Source organism: Streptomyces sp. NPDC025833, from assembly GCF_055558055.1.
In genome coordinates this window covers 16271-36461 of sequence record NZ_JBVHNF010000024.1, presented here as the reverse complement: position 1 = coordinate 36461, position 20191 = coordinate 16271, and the positions used below count along the sequence as shown (strand labels likewise).

The following is a 20191-nucleotide window of genomic DNA, read 5'->3' as shown; positions in this document are numbered from 1 at the left end:
CAGCAGGAGGCCCCTGGGTGGACGAGGCTGCTCCGGTGCCCCCCCCGGGATTGTCAGTGGCCGTGTCTAGCATGGCGATCATGACGAAGACGCAGGCGGGGGCGGCGGAGCGGCTGCTGCGTGAGACGGGTGGGGCCGGTAAGGACGCTGAGCGTACGAGCCCGCGGAGCGGTACCGCGCTGCGGGTGGTGGAGCAGGCGCGGCCCGCGCGCTCGGTGGCGGCCAAGGTCGCCGCCGCGGGCGGAGTCGACGAGGCGGCAGCCGCCTACCTGAAGGAGCTGACGGACCGTCTCCTCGGTGGGGACGCGGCCCGTTGGTGCGCGGTGCACGACGCGCTGGCCGGGCACCGCGGCGCCCTGCCCGAGCTGCTCGCCGCGCCGCCGGTGGCGGCGGCGCCGGACGACACGCTCCGTCCGCCCGCGCCCCGCAGCGTCCACCGCACGCTCGGCCTGCTCCTGGAGCACACGGAGCCGCGGCACGCCGCGACCGCGTTCGCGGCCCTGCCCGAGCTGGTGACGACGGAGCTGCTTGCCGCCGGGACCCTCCCGGCGCCCGTCCTCGTCGCCGCGGTCATCGACCACGGAGACACCCGGACCCGGGCAGCCCTGGCCCGGCATCCCCGGCTCGACACCCGGGACCTGGCCCGGCTGGCCGCGGTCGGCGAGGCCGAGGTCGCCGCGGCCGTCTACCGCAACCCGCGAGCCACCCAGTCCCTGCGCCGCGCCATCGCGGGGCGGCTCGACACCGTGCCGCTCGACGACACGCTGCGCGCCGAACTGACGGCGCCGCACGGGCAGGCGCCGCGCACCTGGCTCGCTCCACTGCTCGGCTCGGGCGACCCGCAGCTCGTGGTGCCGGCGCTGCGGTGCGGGGTGCGCCAGGTCGCCCAGCAGTACGCCATGGTGAGAGTGTGGGAGCGGAACGGCCCGGAAGCCGTACGTGCCCTGATCGACGACCCCGGCGTGGCGGCCTGGCTGTGCCGGGCCACCGTGGACACGGTCACCGAGGCCCTGACCGCCCCGGACGGCGAGGGCCCGCGCCGGCTGCGCGCGCAGGGCGAGCCGTACGAGGATCCGGCCCGGCTGCCCGCGCTGCTCGCCACCGCCCGGGGCACCAGCACCCTGCGCGACCTGCTGTCCGAGCCGTACGCCCACGATCTCGACGCCCTCGCCGCGGCCCATGCCGCGACCCCGTTCATGCCCAAGGCGTGCGAGGAGCTGGCCCGACACGAGGCGGCGAGCGATGCGCAGCGCCGGGCGTTCCGGCTGAGCGTCCTCAACGAGCCGTGGCGAGCCGGGGGCCGCAGGGCAGGGAACACCACCCTGCCCGACCGCCGCCTCGCGAAGGAGGCGCTCGACGACAGCGCCGCCGTCTGGGCGGAGGGCATGGCAGCGGCTGGGTACCTCGACCCGGTCGAGCTGATCGGCACCGCGCGCCCTGCCGTCCACGCCCTCGCCGCGCTCGCCCGGCTCGGCGAGCGAGAGCTGCTGGGCACGGCGGCGCGCGCCGAACTGCAGGCACTGACACAGGCGCACCTGGGGGAGCGAGAGCGAGCCTGGGCTGCGCTCGATGCCCTGCTGCCCGAGCACGGAGGAACGGTCGCGGAGCTGATCGCCAAGGCGGGCAAGGCCGATCCCGAGTCGCCCGCCCAGGCCCCTTCGGCTGATCCCGACTCACCTGCCCGCAGACCGTCGGCCGAGCCCGAACCGCCCGCCCCGGGCGGTCCACCGACCGACGACGCTGCCGAACCTCGCACCCCGGCCGAGCCCCGACCCTCGAACGAGCCCCCGCCACAGGTCTCGCAATCCACGCCCCGCCGCACCCTCCACCGGCACGAGCGTGTGCACGCTCTGGCCGCGCTCGACCTGCTGTACTCCCTCGCCCCGGACGGTGCCCCCCGGCCGACCGATCCCGAGGTGCTGCGTGCGCTGGCCGTGTACGAGCCGGGGACGGCGCCCGGCCTCGCCACCCCTCGCTGGTTCGCCCTCGCCTGCGCCTTCCACGGCGTGCCCCCGTCCGAGGACGGCTTCGCGTACGGGGCGCCCAGCCTCGCTCAGGTTCGCGCACACCTCCCCGAGACGTACGGATCCGGCGCGCGGCACCTCGAACACGTCTACGTCCAAGGTGTGCTGCCCGCCGACGAGCTGCTCACCCTGCTGCCCGCCCGACGCCTGCTCCTGCTGCCCCACGACTGGCGGCCGCTCGCGTTCGCCGAGGCGTGGCGGTCCGCGCTCGCCCGCCGGCTGCGCGCCGAACTAGGCACCGATCCCGACGCCTGGCTGCGCCTGGCCGCGACCGTGACGGCGTCCGAAGCGGCCTCCGAGGGGCTGACCTGGGCGCAGTCGCTCCAGCGCGCGCAGTGCGGTGCGGGCCCGGCGGCGAGCGTGGCCGCGGCCATCGGCAGGCCCAGACCGGCCACCCCCGACGAGGCGATCAGCCTGCTGGAGCACGGCGACCACCTGTGGGGCTGGCCGGAGGGCACGCTGCTGTGCCTGGCCGACGCCGAGGTGGTCGACGCCGTACTGCCCCGGCTCGGACCCGACGGGCCCTGGCTGCTCGCCGCGTACCTGCTGCGCCACGACCGCACACCACGCGCCGTCCTCGACCGGCTGCTCGCGGACCGCGACCGCGACGCGCTGCGCGTCCTGGCCGCCCAGTCCCGCTGGATGGAGCACAGCGCGGTGGAGCGCCTCGTCGACCTCGACGACCCCGAGGTCGACCTCGCCCTGCTGCGGCACTGGATCCCCCGGTCCGCCGCCCACCGGATCGTGACCCGGTCACGGCCCGGCACCGGTCGGTTGTCCCTGGGCGCCCGGGTGCTCGCCGACTGGCGAGCGGGCAGCTCCGCGCGTCCCGCCGGCGATCTGATGTGGTTGTGCTCCGCCGAACCCGACCTGGTGGAGGAGCTGCTCGCGGCGGAGGGACGGCGGCTCGGTCTCGGACACCAACTGCTGGGCTGCCTGCGGCTGTTCCAGCACGGTGGAGCCGAGCGGCTGGCGAGGCTCGCGGGGCGGGACGTGCTCGGGCGCTCCGCCACCACCGTATGTGCGAAGGCCCTGGCGTCCGCCGATCCCGCCGCCGTCCTCCGAGCCCGGCTCGACCGCGAACTGGCGCCGGAGAAGCTCGTGCGGAAGTTGCGGCGCGCCCGGCACGCCGCACACGCACGTGAGCTCCTCGCATCCCTCCCGCCGGGCGAGCCCGTGGACTGGCCCGCTCTCGAAGCCGCCCACGCGGGGCAACCGCTCCCGCACTGGCGGGACATCGTCCGCCTGGACGGCGTTCCCGAGGACGTACGGCTGCGGCACGCGGCGCTGCTGCCCGAGCCGGGTCCCGACGGCCTGCCCGGCAGCGCGCGGCTCACCCGGGAGCGGGCCCGGCACGGTCTCGGCGGCCACTTCCACCGCGCACCGACCAGCCAACTGGACGGGCTGCTCACGGCGGGCCTCCTCGACGGCGCGGACCTGGTAAGCCGCGCGGCCCCCGCCGCGCGGTTGCTCGCCTACCTGGGCGCCGCCGCCCGCCGTACCGACGCCCCGCCCGAGGCCGCCGAGGCCCGCGCCCTCCTCGCGGACCTCGTGCGCTCCGGACTCGGCACCGACCCGGCGGCCTGGCACCGGCTCGCGCGGCGGCTGACCGGCCTCGACCCCGAGTGGGACCCGGTCTCCACGGTGGAGGCGCTGCTCGCCGCCCGGAACGTGTGACGTGCCGTCGCTCCGGGGGCGTCACAGCGGGCCTTCGGGGCGGCAGGCCGCGGACCCGGCCGGTCGTACACCGTCGCGCTGCCGAGGCGGCCCGTCGCTGGACACTCCCACCGTGGGAGGGTCCACGATAAGGGCGTGCAAGACGAACTTCTCACCATCGGGCGCTTCGCCCGTCTGTGCCGCCTCAGCGTGAAGCAGCTACGGCACTACGACGACATGGGGCTGCTGGCTCCGATACGCGTGGACGCCGGCTCCGGCTACCGCTATTACGCACCGGAACAGGTGCGGGACGCCCTGGTCATCGCCCTGCTGCGCGAGATGGATCTCCCGCTGGCCGTGATCGCCGAGGCGCTGGCCGCCGGGCCTGAGCGCAGGGCCGGGATCCTGCGCGCCGAGCGGGACCGGCTGGCCGAGCGGATCAGCAGGGACCAGGTCCGGCTGGGGATGCTGGAGCGGCTGGCGGAGGGCGGTCTGCCCGGTTATGAGGTGACCCTTGGCAGGGAGCCGGACCGACGGCTGGCGGTGGTACGAGCGGTCTGCGGCCCCGCGGAGATCGGAGCCGGGTTCGAGGAGTGCGCGGGCCGGCTGCTGCCCGTGCTCGGGAGAGCGGGGGTCGCGTGGGAACCGCCGCTGTGGGGGCTGTACCCGCTGGACCTGGAAGAGCGGATGGAGATCGCCGTCGGGGCGCAGACCGCGCAGGGCGACGGCGTGCCCGGGCTGGAAATCGAGGCGCTGCCCGGCGGACTCGTCGCCGAGACCACGCACATCGGGCCCTACGCCCAGCTCCCTCTGGCCTACAACGCGCTCTTCGCCGCCATCCACGAGCGCGGACTGCGCCCGCGGGCAACCGTACGCGAGGCGTATCTCGTCGGACCGGCGGAGGCACCGCAGGAAGAACTGATGACCCGGCTGATCGTCCCCGTACAGGAGAGCACGGCATGACCACGGTGGTGGACATCGACGCCCGCGGCATGCGGCACTGCGAGACGACGGCCCTGGGCGTGCTGCTGCGGCACCAGGGACTCGATCTGTCGGAGCCCATGCTGTTCGGCCTCGGCTCCGGACTGTCCTTCATCTACTGGGACGGCAAGAACATGGGCTTTCCGTTCCTCGGGGGACGGGTCAAGCCCTTCGACCTCACCGGCAACTTGGCCACCAGGCTCGGGCTGGAACTCCTGGTCCAGGAGACCGCGTCGCCGCGCAAGGCATGGGACAACGTGGCGACCGCCATCGACGCCGGCCGGCCCGTCGGCCTCCAGCTCGACAGCTACCACCTGAAGTACTTCGGCTCGAAGGTCCACTTCGGCGGCCACGTCGTCGCCATGTACGGCTACGACGACCACGACGCCTACCTGGTGGACACCGACCAGCAGGGCGGAGCGGTCTCCGTCAGCCTGGCCGGCCTCGCCCGGGCCAGGGCCGCGCGCGGTCCGATGACCGCCAGGCACCGGTCCTTCACCCTCACCGTGCCGGCGGACATGCCCGCCCCGCACGGACGGATCGTCCCCGCCATCACCGCCTGCGCCGACGCCTTCCTCCACCCGCCCATCGCCAACCTCGGTCACCGCGGCATCGACAAGGCCGGCAAGCTGGTACGCACCTGGCTCCAGCGCAGCGACGACCCTCGGCGAGACCTGCCGCAGGCCGCCCTGTTGATGGAGAAGGCCGGCACCGGCGGCGCCCTGTTCCGCAACCTCTACCGCGACTTCCTCGCCGAATGCACCGAGCTGCTCGACAGCAGCCACCTGCGCACCGGCCACACGCTGTACACCGAGGCGGCCGTCCTGTGGACGGAAGCGGCAGAGACGATCAGGAAGGCCGGTGAATCGGGCGACGAGCAGTGCCTCGTACACGCCTGCTCGGTCCTCCACGATCTCGCGCGTATCGAGCGCGAGGCCATGCAGGCGCTGAGCCGCCTGGGGAGTGCGGATCGGGTGTGACCCGGGGGCGGGACTGACGGGCTCGCACACGGCGGTGTGACGCGTTCTCCCGGGCGGGCCCGTCCCGTCGCATACGCCGACGTCATGGTCCCGCCCCGCGGTGGACATCATCGTCCGCCGCGCGGTGGACGTCGTGGCCCCGCCCCGTAATGGCGAGATTTCGGCGCGCGTCTCCCGCTTCTCGGCCGGGCGCGCGCATCGTGCGCAATTCCGGGCGGTGGGCCCCGAATTTCCCGGCAGTGCGCTCCCGTCGGACTGTACGTGCAGGGGGAAAGCTCCTGAGCCCGCAGCATTCTGGATCGCGGTGTGTCCTGCCTCACAAAATGGCTTGGTCATCCCGTGTCGCGACGGCCTATTTCCGCTTTGCCGGAGACGGACCGCGGGTGAACGGTCGATATTCGGAGCGATGAAGCCGCTGGTCAGAGCGGTGCACTACACGGTCACGGCACAGATGAGTAGGGCCGGCTACCCGAGCGCGCAGTGGCCGTGTAACGGCGTGCGCACCTACTGTGATCACGTCATCGCGTTCCGGTTATCGCTGTCCGGAATTCGCTTCCATCATCTTCTCGCTGCTCCGGAAAGAGAAAGGAACCGTTGTGGCTGCAGGCCGCGATTTTCCGCTCACCTCGTATCAGCATGACATCTGGGCCGCCGAATCCCAGACGCCGGACAGCCCCCAGTTCAATGTCGTGATCTGTGAGACGAGCACCGGGCCGGTGGACGCCGCCGCGCTGCGCACCGCGCTCGCTCGGACCCTCGCCCGGCACGACGCGTTCCGGCTGCGGTTCGGGGAGCGCGACGGAGTCCCGTACCAGTGGGTGGCCGACGCCCCTCAGCCGTCCGACGACCCCCGGCGCACGGTCGACCTGGTCGACCTGTCCGGGGAACCCGACCCCGAACGGGCCTGGGAGGACTGGCGGGAGGCCGCCTTCGTCCGGCCGTTCCCGCTGCTCGACGCCCCGCTGTTCCGCGCGGCGCTGGTACGGCAGAGCGACCGGGTGCTGCACCTCCACCTCAACGCCCACCACCTCGTCGTGGACGCCTGGACCCTCAACCAGGTCAGCCTCGACACCTGGGCCGAGTACGCGCGGCTGACCTCGGACGCGGCGGCCGGCGACGCGCCCGGGGAAGCCCCCTCGTACCGGGAGTTCGCCGCCGCCGACGCGGCCTACCGGTCGTCGCCGGAACGCGCGGCGGCGCGGGAGTTCCACCGGGCCGCGCTCGACGGCGTGGCCCCCGCGCTGTTCCAGCGGTCCCCCGACCGCCCGGCCTCCGCCACCGCGCGGCGCGCCCACCACACCTTCACGCTCGGCGGCGAGCTGGTCGCCCGGATCCGGGCCGGCGGTTCGACGCCCTTCGCGTACCTCGCCGCCGTCTTCGCGACCTACCTGGCCCGGGTGCACCGCTCGGACGAGATCGTCCTCGGCGTGCCGTTCCTCAACCGGGTCACCGACGACGAACGCGCCACGGCCGGGCAGTTCGCCAACAACCTGCCGCTGCGCGTACCGGTGACCGAGGACGCCACGCTGCGCGAACTCGCCGCCCTCGTCCGCGAGCGGACGGGCGCGCTCCGGGCGCACGAGCGGCTGGCCCTGGGCGACGTGCTGCGCGACCTCCCCGCACCGGCGGCCGGCTCCCGGCAACTGTTCGACGTGGTCGTGTCGTACCTGCGCGGGCCGCGCCCCGAGACGCCCGCCGGGATCGAGCGGGACACCGCGCTCACCGCCCCGGTCCACGAGCAGGATGCGCTCTCCGTGATGATCCGGGCGTTCGACGACGACGCCGACCTGCGGATCGAGCTCGACTACGCGACGGACGTCTTCGACGCCGACTTCCCCATCGAGGCGTTCGCCGGCCATCTGCTGACCCTGACCCGGGCCGGACTGGACGAGCCCGAACGGCCCGCCGCGGCGCTGCCGCTCCTGACCGAGGCCGAACGGCGGACCCTCGCCGCGGCGCAGCAGGGCCCCGAGGTCCCCTACCGCTCCGACACCACGGTGCACGCGCTCTTCGAGGAACAGGCCGAGCGCAACCCCGACCGGGTGGCCGTGACCGCGGCCGACGGCAGCGAGCTGACCTTCGCCGAACTGGAGGCCCGCGCCAACCGTGTCGCGCACGCCCTGCGCGCCGAGGGGATCACCCCCGGCGACCGGGTGGCCGTACTGCTGGAGCGCGGACCGCTCACCGTGCCGGCGCTGCTCGGCGTGCTGAAGTCGGGGGCCGCCTACGTGCCCGTCGACCCCTCGTACCCGGCCGAGCGCATCGCCTTCCTGCTCCAGGACAGCCGCGCGCGGGCCGTGCTCACCGGCCCCGGCCCGGTCGACCCGGACCTCCCCGCGGGGGTGCCCGTGCTGGACGCGAGCCGCCTGGTGGCGGAGGGCCCCACCGGCCGGCCGGAACCGGCGGCCGGCCCCCGGGACCTGGCGTACGTCATCTACACCTCGGGCTCCACCGGCCGGCCCAAGGGCGTCATGGTCGAGCACCACTCGGTGGTCAACCGCCTGGCCTGGACGCAGGAGCGGTACCCGCTCGGCCCCGGTGACACGCTGCTCCAGAAGACCCCGGTCTCCTTCGACGTGTCGGTCTGGGAACTCTTCTGGTGGGCGGTGGAGGGCGCGGGACTGGCGCTGCTCCCGGTGGGCGGCGAACGCGACCCCCGGACGCTGCTGCGCGTCATCGAGGAACGCCGGGTCAGCGTGCTGCACTTCGTCCCCTCCATGCTCGGCCCCTTCCTGGACCTGCTGGAGGCGGAGCCCGCCCTGGTCACCCGGGCGGCCGGTCTGCGGCGGGTGTTCTGCAGCGGGGAGGCGCTGCCCCCGGCCCGCGTCGAGCAGTTCGCCCGGGTGCTGGGGACCCTGCCCGGCGGACCGGCGCTGACCAACCTGTACGGCCCCACCGAGGCCACCGTGGACGTCTCCTACCACGACTGCCCCACCGACTCCCGGCAGCCGGTGCGCCGGGTGCCGATCGGCCGCCCGGTCGCCAACACCGCCCTGCGCGTGCTCGACCCGTACGGCGCGCCGCAGCCCGTCGGAATACCGGGGGAGCTGTGCATCGGCGGCGTCCAGGTGGCCCGCGGCTACCTGGAGCGGCCGGAGCTGACCGCCGAGAAGTTCACCGAGGACCCGTTCGCCCCCGACGGCCGCCTGTACCGCACCGGCGACCTCGCCCGGCTCCTCGCGAACGGCGAGATCGAGTACCTGGGCCGGATCGACGGCCAGGTCAAGGTCCGGGGCAACCGGGTCGAACTGGGCGAGGTGCAGAACGCCCTGACCTCCCTGCCCGGTGTCCGCGACGCCGTCGTGGTGGACCACCACAGCGCCGACCTCGGCACCCGGCTGATCGGCTACTACGTCGCGGACGAGGAGCACGACCCGGTCACGCTCCGCCGCGAACTGGCACGCGTCCTGCCCGAGTTCATGATCCCGGCGGTGTTCGTGCGCATCGACGCCGTGCCGCTGACGCCCAACGGCAAGGCGGACCGGCGAGCCCTGCCCGCCCCCGCTGCACCGGGCCGGCGGACCCGCACCGAGCCCCGCAACGCCACCGAGGCCGCCCTCGCCGAGACCTGGGCCGAGGTCCTCGGCGCGGAGCACGTGGGGGTGCACGACGACTACTTCGCGCTCGGCGGCGACTCCATCCTGATGCTGCGGGTCCGGGCCCTGGCCGAGCGGCGCGGATACCACTTCGACCTCAGCGACCTCGTACGCAACCCCACCATCGCCGCTCTCGCGCCGCTCACCACCACCGGTGCCCCGGACCGCGAGGAGCCGGACCTGAAGCCGTTCGCCCTGGTCTCCCGTGTGGACCGGGCCGGCCTCGAGGGCCACGAGGACGCTTGGCCGGCCAACCGGCTCCAGCTCGGACTGCTCTTCCACAGCCGGGTCGAGCCGGAATCGGGGATGTACCGCGACGTCTTCCGCTACAGCCTCGCCCTCGCCACCTGGGACCCGGAGGCGTTCACCGCCGCCCACCGGCTGCTGGTCGCCCGGCACCCGGTGCTGCGCTCCTCCTTCGACATCGGCGGCCACGCCGAACCGCTCCAGATCGTGGACGCCACCGTCGACGGCGCCCTGGACATCGCGGACCTGCGGGACGTCTCCGCCGAGGAGGCGGAGAAGAACATCGCGGCACACGTCGAGGAGCGCCGCCACCACCGGTACGTCTTCGAACTCCCCCCGCTCCACCACCTGCGCGTCCACGTACTGCCCCGGAGCGTGGAGCTGGTGTTCAGCTTCCACCACGCCATCCTGGACGGCGGCAGTGTCGCCACGCTGATGCGGGAACTCCTCCAGGACTACGCCCATCTGCTGGGCGAGCCCATCGATGGCGTCCCGGACGCCCCGGACCAGATAGCCGCCCACCACGTGCTGGCCGAACGGCGGACGCTGCGGTCCGAGGAGGCCCGTGACCACTGGGCCGGTTACCTCGCAGGGGCGCCCCAGCTGCCCCTGCCCGGCTTCCGGCCGCACGAGGCACCCGGCACCGGCGAGCAGATCACCCGGCGGCTGGACCTGCCCGCCCCGCTCATCGAGGCCGTGCGGGAGTTCTCCCGCGTCCACACCGTACCGGTGAAGTCCGTGCTGTTCGCCGCGCACCTGCTGACCCTGCGGATGTTCTCCGGGCAGGACGACCTGGTCACCGGCCTGGTCACGCACGGCCGGCCGGAGCTGGAGGGCGCCGAGCGCGCCACCGGGCTCTTCCTCAACACCATGCCGGTCCGGGTCACCGGCACCCCCGAAAGCTGGCTCGGCGCCGTGCGGGACGTGTTCCGCCAGGAGCAGGACAGCCACCCGTACCGCCGCTACCCGCTCAGCGCCATCCAGGAGGACGCGGGCCACGGAGTCCTGGACACCGCGTTCAACTACATCCACTTCCACCAGCTCGCCGAGGTGTTCGCCCTGCCGGGCATCGAATCCCTGGACTTCCGCACCTGGGAGGAGACCAACTTCGCGCTGCTGGTCAACGCCGTCACCGAACCCGACGGCGGCGGGATCTGGCTGCGCATGGACTACCAGGGCCGGCAGTTCACCGAGGACCAGGCCGCACTGCACGGGCGGGCCTTCACCGGCATCCTGGAGCGGGTCGTCCACCACGGCGACGAGCCGGTGGACTTCGGCTTCCTGGCCGCGCCCCTCGGCCCCGTCCCCACCGTCCGGCCCGCGCCGGACGTGGTGCGCGCCTTCGAGGAGCAGGCCGCCCGCACCCCCGGCGCCGTCGCACTGGTCCACGACGACCGGCGCTGGACCTACGCCGAACTGGCCGACGCGGCCGACCGCGCCGCCCGGCGCCTGACCGGACTCGGCGCGGGCCCCGGCGCCCGGGTCGCCACCGCCATGGACCGCTCACCGGAGACCATCGCCGTCCTCCTCGGTGTGCTGAAGGCGGGCGCCGCCACCGTCCCCCTTGACACCGCCTACCCGCCCGAGCGGATCGCCGCCATGCTGGACCAGGCCGGCCCGGTGGCCGTGGTCACCCACGCCACCAGCGGGACCGACGCCGCCCGCACCGCCCAGATCCTCGGCACCGGCCGGGAGACACCCGTCGTCCGGGCCACCGACCTGCTCGACCCGGCACCCGGGAACACGGCCGCCGAGGGCGCCCCGCCCACCGCACTGGACCCCGGGTCCGTGGCCTACCTCCTCTTCACCTCCGGCTCCACCGGCGCCCCCAAGGGCGTCGAGATGCCGCACCGCTCCCTGGCCAACCTCATCGCATGGCAGAACGGCGAACCCAGCGGCGTCACGGGCGGCGTCACCGCCCAGTACGCGCCCCTGAGCTTCGACGTCTCCTTCCAGGAGATCTTCTCCACCCTCTGCGGCGGCGGCACCCTGCTGCTGCTGTCCGAGAAGCAGCGCCGCGACCTGCCGGCACTCCTGCGGCTGCTCGACCGGGAACGGGTGGAGCGGCTCTACCTGCCCTACGTGGCCCTGCAGCAGCTCGCCGAGACGGCCCAGGCGCTCGGCGTCGTCCCCGGCTCGCTCCGGGCGATCCTCTCCTCCGGCGAGCAACTGCGGGTCACGGAGGAGATCCGCGCCCTGTGCGCCGCCCTGCCCGGGGTGATCCTGGAGAACCAGTACGGGCCCACCGAGTCCCACGTGGTGACCCGCCACACCATGACCGGCGACCCGGCGGCCTTCCCGCCGCTGCCGCCCATCGGCATCCCGGTCGACGGCACCGAGGTACTGGTGCTGGACGCGCGGCTGCGCCCCGTACCGCCCGGCGTCACCGGCGAGATCTACCTCGGCGGGGTCTGCCTCGCCCTCGGCTACGCGGGCCGCCCGGACCTCACCGACGAACGGTTCGTCCCCCGGCCCGGCGGCACCTTGGGCGAACGGCTCTACCGCACCGGCGACCTCGGCTACCTCCTGCCGGACGGCTCGGTGGTGTGCACCGGACGGTCCGACTCCCAGGTGAAGGTGCGCGGTTACCGGGTGGAGCCGGCCGAGGTGGAACTCGCCATCACCCGCTTCGCCGCCCAGCACCCGGGGCTGACGGAGGCCGCGGTGGTCGCCCGGCGCCGGGACGGCAACGACTCCTTCCTCGCCGCCTTCCTGGTCGGCGACCCGGACAGCACCGATCTGCCGCAACTGGTCAAGCAGTTGCGCTCGGCGCTCCCGGACTACCTGGTGCCCTCCCACTTCCAGTGGCTGGACGCGCTGCCGCTCACCCCCAGCGGCAAGCGGGACGACAGGACCCTGCGCGAGATCCCGCTCACCACCTCGAACGGCGCCGGGGACGACACCGAGCCCCGCGACGCGTACGAGGCGGCCCTCGCCGAGATCCTGCGCGAACTGCTGGGCGTACCCCGGCTCGGCGTCCACGACGACATCTTCGCCCTCGGCGCCACCTCCCTGACCGCGATGCGGCTGGTCGTCATGATCGAGCAGCGGTACGGGACGGCCGTGCCCCTCTCGGAGTTCGTCGCCGCGCCCACGGTCGCGGAACTGGCGTCCCGGCTGCGGGCCGGCGGCACGGTCGCCGGCTTCGACCCCCTGGTCCCGATCCGGACCGGCGGCACCGAACGCCCGCTGTTCTTCGTCCACCCCATGGGCGGCAACGTCCTGTGCTACGTCCGGTTCGCCACCCACCTGCCGGACGACCGGCCCTTCTACGCCCTCCAGGCCGCGGGCGTCGACGCCGGAACCGAACCCCTGCGCAGCGTCCAGGAGATCGCGGCGAGCTACGTGGCACGCATCCGCGAGGTGCAGCCCGAGGGGCCGTACCTGCTCGGCGGCTGGTCCTTCGGCGGCTTCGTCGCCTTCGAAATGGCCCGCCAACTGCGCGCCCAGGGTCAGGAGTTGCACCGACTGGTGCTGCTGGACACCACCGCCCTCAACCCGGGCCGGCGACTGCGCACCAGCGACGACGCGCTGCTGAACTGGTTCTTCTGGGAGCTGCTCTGGCTGCGGCGCGGCGGCGACTCCCCGGAGGAGGTGATCCCCTCGGAACTGGTCACGCTGGACGAGAAGTTCGACTTCATCGCCCAACTGGCGGTCGACGAGGGAGTGCTGCCCGCCGGGGCCACCGGCGCCGTCGTCCACCGGCTGTTCCAGGTGTACGAGGCCAACTGGCGCGCGGCGTTCGCCTACCGGCCCGACGTGGTGGACCAGGACCTGGTCCTCATCCACGCCACCGAGCCGCTGCCCGAGGTGCTGGACACCATGCACACCGCCATCCAGTCCATGCACCGCGACCCAACCAACGGCTGGCGCGAGCGGACCAGCGGCGAACTGACCGTGATCGATGTGCCCGGCGACCACCTGACCATCATGGAGGAGCCGCACATCGCCCACGTCGTCCGGGTCGTCACCGAACTGATCGAGGAATGAGATGACAGCGCGAACCGGAGGCAACGGTATGGGCAGGCGCAAGGCCCTCGTCATCGGAGCCGGCATCGGCGGCCTCACCGCGGCCGCCGCACTGCGGGACGCCGGCTGGGACGTGGAGATCCACGAACGGGCCACGGAGCTGCGGGCGGCCGGGTCCGGGCTCTCGGTCATGAGCAACGCCGTCGGGGCGCTGCGCTCCATCGGGCTCGACCTCGGCCTGGAGAAGCGCGGCCAGGTCCTGGAGTCCTACTACGTGCGCACCGCACGCGGCCGGCTGATCAGGGAGTTCCCCTTCCCCGCGATCATCCGGCGGCTGGGGGTGCCGAGCGTCCTGATCACCCGCTCCGCGCTCCAGCAGGCGCTCCTGGAGGCCACCGAGGGGATACCCCTCACCCTGGGCTCCACCGCCCGGGACTTCGTCACCGACCCCGCCTCCGGCAGGGTGACCGTCCGCTTCACCGACGGCCGGGAGGCCCACGGCGACGCACTGATCGGCGCCGACGGCTTCCAGTCCGCGATCCGCCGGCACCTGGTCGGACCCGAGCACTCCCGGGACAGCGGCTACATCGTCTGGCTGGCCCTCACCCCGTTCAGCCATCCGCGCTTCACCACCGGCTCGGTCACCCACTACTGGGGGAGCGGCCAGCGGTTCGGCCTGATCGACATGGGCGGCGGGCTCCTCTACTGGTGGGGCACGAAGAACATGCCGACCGCCCGCTCCCACGACTGGCGGGGCGGCAAGGACGACGTCGCGCGGGCGTTCGACGGCTGGGCCGAGGAGGTCCAGCAGGCCATCGCCGTCACTCCCGAGGAGGACATCCTGTCCGTGCCCTCGCGCGACCGGGCCTTCCTGGACCGCTGGGGGAGCGGCCCCGTCACCCTGCTCGGGGACGCCGCCCACCCGATGCTCACCAGCCTGGGCCAGGGCTCCGGCATGGCGATCGAGGACGCGGCCGTCCTCGCCCGGCGGCTGCGCGGTGCCACGGACATCCCGGCGGCGCTGCGGGCCTACGAGGACGAGCGCCGGGACCGCACCCGGGCCATGGTGGCCTCCTCCCGCTCGGTCAGCGACTTCGAGCAGTCCGAGAACCCGGTGCGCCGGCCGATACGCGACGCGTACTTCCGCTTCATGCCGGACCGGAAGCTGACCGGCATCCTGGAGCAGTCCCTCACCTTCACCCTCGAACCCGAGCCCCCCGCACTCACGGGCGCGGCGGCGGAAGGAAGCCGATGACCGTCGTGAGCAAGCCCCGGTACGGCGCGGAGCCCGGCTCCGCGCCCCGGCCCGGCACCCGGCCCGCCGCGGTGGTGCCGCACGGCCGCGCCGTACTGGTCACCGGCGCCTCCAGCGGCCTCGGCCGGGCCACCGCGCTCCACCTGGAGCACCTCGGCTTCCGGGTGTTCGCGGGGGTGCGCCGGGACACCGACGGCGACGAGCTGGTGAAGGCGTCCGCGTACGACCGGCTCGAGGCGGTGCGGATCGACGTCACCGACGCGGAGTCCGTCCGCTCGGCCGCCGCACGGATCGCCGAACGGACCGCCTCCGACGGGGCGGCGGACCCGGACGGCGCCCTGTGGGGCCTGGTCAACAACGCGGGGGTGTGCGTCTCGGCGCCGCTGGAATGCGTACCCGCGGACCGGCTGCGCTGGCAACTGGAGACCAACGTGGTGGGGCAGCTCGCCGTCGTCCAGGAGTTCCTGCCGCAGTTGCGGCGCTCCCGGGGCCGCATCGTCAACGTCACCTCGGGCCTGGGCACGGTGGCGCTCCCCTACCTGGGGGCGTACGCCGCCGCCCAGTACGCCAAGGAGGCGCTGAGCGACGTCCTCCGGCGCGAGCTGGGCGGGTTCGGGGTCTCGGTCAGCGTGGTGCAGCCGGGCGCGATCAACACGCCGATCTGGGGCAAGCTGAACGAGGTCGCCCAGGAGGCGCTCCGGCACGCGGGCGGTGACGTGGCCGCGCTGTACCGGGAGGGGTTCACCCGGTTCCTCGCCGGCAACGAGCAGGGCGCCAAGGAGAGCCGGACCACCTCCGAGGACATGGCCCGGGCCGTCGCCCGCGCGCTCACCGAGGCCCGGCCCCGGACCCGCTACCGGGTGGGCGCCGACGTGCGCAAGCTGGCCGTGCTCGCCAGGGTGCTCCCGGACCGCCTCCTGGACCGGTACCTGCGCCCGCTGACGGCTGACGGCTGACGCGCCGCCGACGGACGGCGCGGAGAAGAAGCCCCTGGGGGCGCCGGGACCACCGGCGCCCCCAGGGGCCGTGCCGTGTCGTCCTGCCGCGGGACACGCGGCACGGCGGGGTTCAGGCCCGCCGGCTCCCGGCGCCCGCGAGGAAGTCGATGATGAGTTCCGCCCACCGGTCCGGCTGCTCGGCGGCGATGGCGTGCCCGCACTCCAGGGTGGCCAGCTCGGCGCCGGGGATGCCGTCGGCCAGCTCACGGGAGTGGGCCGGGGTGGTCAGCACGTCCTCCAGCGGCGAGATCACCAGCGTGGGTACCCGGACCGCGGCCAGGTCCCCGGTCACGTCGATGGTCTCGAAGAGGGCGAGCTGCGGGTCCGTGCCCGGGGGGAGCCCGGCGGCGAACAGGGCGAGCTGCTCCTCCAGTTCCTCCGGGGTGCGCTCGTCCAGCCAGCTCGCGCCGCCGACCACCAGGGACAGGTAGGCCGCGAGGGTGCGGCTGTCGTCCGTCCTGCCGAGGGCCCGCCAGACGTCGATGACCAGGCGCAGCCGGGCGTTGGGCCGGGCGAACCCGGAGGAGAGCACGAGCGCGGTCACCCGCTCGGGGTGCCGCACCGCCGCCCGTACGGCGACGGTCGTCCCCATCGAGAAGCCCGACACGGCGAAGGTCTCCGCGCCCGACCGCAGCCCCGCCGCCACCACGTGGTCGGCCAGCGCGTCCAGGGACAGCGGGGCGTCCGCGAGCGGGGTGTCGCCCGAGCCCGGATAGTCCGGGCCGATCACGGTGTGCCGCTCGGCCAGCGTGTCGAGGACGGGGCCGTAGCTGTCCCGTACGTCGCTGCCGGCGCCGTGCGCCAGGACCAGGGCGGGCCCCGAGCCCAGGACCAGGGGAGCGGACGAACCGTACTGAGAGATCGTCATTCGCCCACGCTAGCGGGGGCGCGGGGACGCCGGGCGGGCGCTTCGCCGGGTTCGGGGCGTTGTGCCCGGCCGCGCTACTCGAACTGGTAGCGCCGGCCGCGACACGGCCGGGCCCGGCGGCACCCGCTCGGAAGCCGCGCCCGGGCGACGGCGGTCACCCACCCGGGGGCCCGCCTTGGAGGGAGCCCCCGGCCCGCGGACCCCGTCCCGGGAGCCCCCGGCCGGGCCCCCGCCGGGCACGGCTGCGGGCCAGGGCGGCGGGCCGACGTCGGCCCGGCCGGTGGCGCCCTGCCCAGGCCGGGCGACCGGGGCTCAGCACCGGTGTCGCCCGCCCGTGCCGCGGCCTGGGCTCCGGGGCGCCTCAGCGCCGGAAGGCGGACGGGTCGATCGACGCCAGGCGTTTGACCCGCTTCGGCACGAACGCGCCCCGGTCCTCCCGCTCCTCCAGCAGCCGCTGCGCCGCGAGGGCCATCCGGGACCCCGCGTACCGTATGGGCTCGCCGGGTATCGCCCCGCCCGGGGTACGGGCCAGCGCCGACCCGGACCACTCGTCGTCGGTGCCCAGCACCAGCGAGGCCAGCACCTTGGCCATCAGCCGGGAGGGGCCCACCCCGTCGCCCGAGTACCCGGTGGCGTAGCACACGCCCGGCACCGAGCGGAGCCAGCCGGCGAAGGGGACCGAGGTGACCGCGTACTCGACCGGTGCCGTCCACATCATGTCCACCGGCACGTTCCGCAGGTCCGGGAAGAGCCTGAGGAACTGGCGCCGCACCTCCGTGGGGCGCAGGGCGCCGCCCCACATGGTGTTCACGCCCGAGTTGCCGGGGGCCAGCCCGACCCCGCCCTTGCCGATGAGCAGGCGGCCGTCGGCGGTGGTGCGGTAGTAGTTCAGGCGCTTGCGGGCGTCGCAGACCGACGTGGCGTCCCGCCAGCCGATCGCGTCGAGCCGGTCCGGGACCGGCACCGTGAGGACGGTGTCGCTGGCCACCGTCACCATCCGGCCCGCCAGTTCCTTCAGCTGGCCCGCCCAGGCGTTGATCGCCAGCACCACCCGGTCGGCGCGGATCTCGGCGTTCCGGGTCACCGCCACGGTGGCGCCGTTCTCCCGCCGGAGCGCGGTCAGGGGCGTGTGCTCGTGGATGCGGACGCCCTGGTCGAGCGCCACGCGCCGCATGCCGCGCACCAGCTTGGCCGGTTGCAGCGTGGCGCAGTGCGGGTCGACCACCGCCCCGTAGTGCGACGGGGTGCCGACCACCCTGCGGGACTGGTCGGCGGTCAGCTCGCGCAGTGGTTCCACCCCGGCCCGGGCCAGGTTCTCCAGGGTCGTGTTCCAGGCGCCGCGCTGGGCCTCGGACGAGGCCGCCCACATCCACGGGCCCCGCCGGTACTCGGCGTCGATGCCGTGCTCGTCGACGAACTCCAGGATCTCGTCCACGGCCCGTTCGGACGCCTCGCCCAGCCTGCGTGCCTCGGCGTGGTCGCTGATGGCGACCAGACTGTCGAACCGGGCCCACATGGGCATCAGGTAACCGGCGTTGGCCCCGCTGGCGCCGCCGCCGCAGACGTCGGCGTCGATGAGGACGATGTCGGTGCCCGGGGCGCGGCGCAGGATCTCCAGGGCGGTCCACAGACCGGTGTAGCCGCCGCCGACCACGCACACGTCGCAGCGGACGTCGCCGGACAGCACGGGGGACTTGCCGTCGTCGGGTTCGGCCGCGAAGGCGTCGCGCAGCCAGGCCGTCCGCCGGGCGGGGGCGGGGGCGTCGGTGGGCCAGGAGGCCGATAGCGTCAGCGTGTTCATCTGCTGTCTCCAGGGGTGGCGAACGGAAGCGGGGGCGGGGCCGTCAGGCGCACGGGGCGGAGGATCCGCCGGCGGCGGACAGGGCGGCCGGGGAAGCGGGCACGGCCGTCGCCTGACCGGTGGCCGGGTGGGGCACGAGCGGTGCCAGCAGGGTGGGGGCGAGCGGGGCGTCGTCCGGGCCGGCTCCTTGCGCGGAGAGGGTGCCGACCGGCCGGCGGTGGTGTTCCGCGACCGCCCGCAGCAGGTCGATGCGGGAGTTCACCCCGTAGCACTTGAAGAGCCGGCGCAGGTGGTAGTTGACGGTGTGCGGGGAGAGTCCGAGCCGGGTGGCCGCCTGGCGGTTGGTCAGCCCCTCGGACACCAGGAGGACCAGCTCCCGCTGCCGCCGGTTGAGCCGGGGGGGCGGGGAGGGGCTGCCGGACCGCGGCGGGTTCGCCTCCCACGCCTCCCACGTCTCCCGCGCCGGCTCCGTCGGCTCGAACGGGCCCGGCCGGTCCGGCCGCTCGCCCGGGTCCCCGGCTCTCCCCGGCCGGTCGGGTGCGGGGAAGGACCAGTCACCGCCGGACCGGTGGGCCTCCCAGGGGCCGGGACCGGTCCGGGCCGTCGAGGCGGACCGGGGCGCGGCCGTGCCGTACGGGTCCCGGACGCCCGCCCGGGACGGGGCGCCGGGCCGGGCACCGCCTGCCGCGCGCAGCAGCGCGGCCTCCTGGTACAGCACCCGCTTGAGCGCGTCCGGCACCGCGTCACGGACCGCCTGGTGCATGAACCCGCTGTGGAAGGTGAGCCGGTCGGCCGCGTGCCGCACCACGCCGGTGGCGCACGCCTCCTCCATGACCGGCAGCAGCGCCGACAGGGGACGGCCCAGCATGGCCGACAGCTCGGTGTACTCCACCTCGGTGCCGAGGACGGCGGCCACGTTCAGGAACTGGCGGCACTCGCGGGAGTACTGGGCGAGTGTGGTGCGCAGCCGGGTGCGCACCCGGTCCGGCAGCCGCATCCCGGTCAGGCGGGCGTGGGCGCCGTCGACGCGGAGGGTGCCCTCCTCCCGCATCCCGGTCAGCAGTTCGGTGAGCAGCCAGGGGTGGCCGCAGGCCTGTTCCACCAGCCGGGCCACCGAGGGGCCGGGCGGTGTGCCCAGCACGTCCGCCGCCAGCCGCAGGGCGGCGTCGTCGCCGAGCGGGCCCAGGACCAGGTGCTCGTGGTGGCGGCGCGGGTCGGAGAGCAGGACGCCGCGCGGGTCGGGGCCGGTGTCGGTCCGGTGCGCGGCCAGCCAGACGACCCGGTCGTGCGGGAGGCCGTGCCGGGCGAGGAGCCCGCCGCCGGGCCCGGTCGCCGGGTCCAGGCCCTGGAAGCCGTCCAGGGCGACCAGTACGGGATGGCCGGAGGCGGGCCCGGCCGGGGCGGCCCCGCCGGGGCCGGGGGGTGTACCGGGCGCCTGGGGGTCCCCGGCGGCCCGCGGGGGCGGGCAGGGGGCGCCGGCCGGGCCGGCCACGGCGTAGCCGAGCCGTTCGGCCAGGTTCATCGCGGCGCGCAGCAGCCGGGTCTTGCCGTAGCCCGGCGGTGCCTCGATCAGGACCAGGGCCGTGCCGCCCCGGCGGGTGGCGTCCAGGACGGCGCCGATGCGGGTCAGTTCGCGTTCGCGACCGCGCAACGGGGGATCGAGGGGCGGGGATGTCGAGAGCATGGGGGGTTACTCCCTGAGAGGTCAAGAGGGTCACGGGAAGGGTTCGTTCGCGCAATGGTGGGTTCACGGAGGTGGGTTCATGGTGGGGTTCAGCAGCAGGGAAGAGGCGGACAGGAAGGGAAGAGGAGGCGGC

At 74.5% G+C, this 20191-nt stretch carries 9 protein-coding genes; 6 read left to right on the top strand and 3 right to left on the bottom strand.

What is annotated here, in order from left to right; all coding sequences use genetic code 11:
- The first annotated feature begins 80 nt into the window (after positions 1-80).
- The 6 genes from ACZ4K2_RS33225 to ACZ4K2_RS33200 all read left to right on the top strand — a co-directional run bounded on the left by ACZ4K2_RS33225 (position 81) and on the right by ACZ4K2_RS33200 (position 15663).
- The gene (locus ACZ4K2_RS33225) at positions 81-3701 is read left to right on the top strand and encodes a hypothetical protein (RefSeq protein ID WP_467479366.1); all 3621 of its coding nucleotides are present in this window, start codon (positions 81-83) and stop codon (positions 3699-3701) included.
- A gap of 135 nt (positions 3702-3836) precedes the next feature.
- Positions 3837-4643: a MerR family transcriptional regulator gene (locus ACZ4K2_RS33220; protein ID WP_467479368.1), complete on the top strand. Its 807-nt coding sequence runs from the start codon at positions 3837-3839 to the stop codon at positions 4641-4643.
- Positions 4640-5641 carry a BtrH N-terminal domain-containing protein gene (locus tag ACZ4K2_RS33215; RefSeq protein ID WP_467479370.1) on the top strand — a complete coding sequence of 334 codons (1002 nt, stop codon included), beginning with the start codon at positions 4640-4642 and terminating at the stop codon, positions 5639-5641. The genes ACZ4K2_RS33220 and ACZ4K2_RS33215 overlap by 4 nt, the downstream gene beginning before the upstream one ends.
- 596 nt (positions 5642-6237) lie before the next feature.
- Positions 6238-13473, top strand: a complete 7236-nt coding sequence (locus ACZ4K2_RS33210) for an amino acid adenylation domain-containing protein (RefSeq protein WP_467479372.1) — start codon at positions 6238-6240, stop codon at positions 13471-13473.
- Between the two features lie 28 nt (positions 13474-13501).
- Positions 13502-14707, top strand: a complete 1206-nt coding sequence (locus ACZ4K2_RS33205; protein WP_467479400.1) for an FAD-dependent monooxygenase — start codon at positions 13502-13504, stop codon at positions 14705-14707.
- A complete protein-coding gene (locus tag ACZ4K2_RS33200; RefSeq protein WP_467479374.1) occupies positions 14704-15663 on the top strand; it encodes an SDR family oxidoreductase in 960 nt (319 codons plus the stop codon). Before ACZ4K2_RS33205 ends, ACZ4K2_RS33200 begins: the two co-directional genes overlap by 4 nt.
- Before the next feature lie 112 nt (positions 15664-15775).
- Here ACZ4K2_RS33200 and ACZ4K2_RS33195 read toward each other — a convergent pair whose 3' ends face one another.
- From ACZ4K2_RS33195 to ACZ4K2_RS33185, 3 genes are all read right to left on the bottom strand, one after another.
- The gene (locus ACZ4K2_RS33195; protein WP_467479375.1) at positions 15776-16573 is read right to left on the bottom strand and encodes an alpha/beta fold hydrolase; all 798 of its coding nucleotides are present in this window, start codon (positions 16571-16573) and stop codon (positions 15776-15778) included.
- Positions 16574-16934: 361 nt separating this feature from the next.
- Positions 16935-18374: an NAD(P)/FAD-dependent oxidoreductase gene (locus ACZ4K2_RS33190; protein ID WP_467479376.1), complete on the bottom strand. Its 1440-nt coding sequence runs from the start codon at positions 18372-18374 to the stop codon at positions 16935-16937.
- Positions 18375-18417: 43 nt separating this feature from the next.
- Positions 18418-20058 (bottom strand): helix-turn-helix transcriptional regulator, encoded by a 1641-nt coding sequence (locus tag ACZ4K2_RS33185; RefSeq protein WP_467479378.1) that lies wholly within the window; start codon positions 20056-20058, stop codon positions 18418-18420.
- Positions 20059-20191: the final 133 nt, after the last annotated feature.

Excerpts from the sequence above, each read along its gene's own strand:
- ACZ4K2_RS33200 (WP_467479374.1), top strand. The coding sequence starts at position 14,704 with ATGACCGTCGTGAGCAAGCCCCGGTACGGCGCGGAGCCCGGCTCCGCG.
- ACZ4K2_RS33215 (WP_467479370.1), top strand. The coding sequence starts at position 4,640 with ATGACCACGGTGGTGGACATCGACGCCCGCGGCATGCGGCACTGCGAG.
- ACZ4K2_RS33185 (WP_467479378.1), bottom strand. The coding sequence starts at position 20,058 with ATGCTCTCGACATCCCCGCCCCTCGATCCCCCGTTGCGCGGTCGCGAA.
- ACZ4K2_RS33205 (WP_467479400.1), top strand. The coding sequence starts at position 13,502 with ATGGGCAGGCGCAAGGCCCTCGTCATCGGAGCCGGCATCGGCGGCCTC.
- ACZ4K2_RS33195 (WP_467479375.1), bottom strand. The coding sequence starts at position 16,573 with ATGACGATCTCTCAGTACGGTTCGTCCGCTCCCCTGGTCCTGGGCTCG.
- ACZ4K2_RS33190 (WP_467479376.1), bottom strand. The coding sequence starts at position 18,374 with ATGAACACGCTGACGCTATCGGCCTCCTGGCCCACCGACGCCCCCGCC.
- ACZ4K2_RS33225 (WP_467479366.1), top strand. The coding sequence starts at position 81 with ATGACGAAGACGCAGGCGGGGGCGGCGGAGCGGCTGCTGCGTGAGACG.